Source organism: Sporosarcina sp. BP05 (assembly GCF_014282005.1).
GTDB lineage: Bacteria > Bacillota > Bacilli > Bacillales_A > Planococcaceae > Sporosarcina.
In genome coordinates, this window is sequence record NZ_JACFTD010000101.1 from 1 (window position 1) to 333 (window position 333).

Consider the following 333-nt stretch of genomic DNA (forward strand, 5'->3'; position numbering starts at 1 on the left):
TGATTTGTTGCTATCAATGTCGTTTCATTCAGTTTTCAAAGAACAAAAATACCCCACTTGGAGTATGTGTTGGTGGAGCCTAGCGGGATCGAACCGCTGACCTCCTGCGTGCAAGGCAGGCGCTCTCCCAGCTGAGCTAAGGCCCCTAAATTGAACCATAATTATTTAAGCTTTAATATCGCTTAAAAAGATTAATGGTGGGCCTAAGTGGACTCGAACCACCGACCTCACGCTTATCAGGCGTGCGCTCTAACCAGCTGAGCTATAGGCCCCTTCAGGGATATATATCTTTGAAAGTTCGAAAAATGAGCCTTCAAAACTGAACGCAAAACG

2 tRNA genes are annotated in these 333 nt (G+C 45.6%); both read right to left on the reverse strand.

The annotated features are described in order from the left end of the window. Positions 1–70: 70 nt before the first annotated feature. Positions 71–146 (reverse strand) — tRNA-Ala (locus tag H2672_RS19370). Positions 147–195: 49 nt separating this feature from the next. Beyond that, positions 196–272 (reverse strand) — tRNA-Ile (locus H2672_RS19375). Positions 273–333 lie beyond the last annotated feature (61 nt).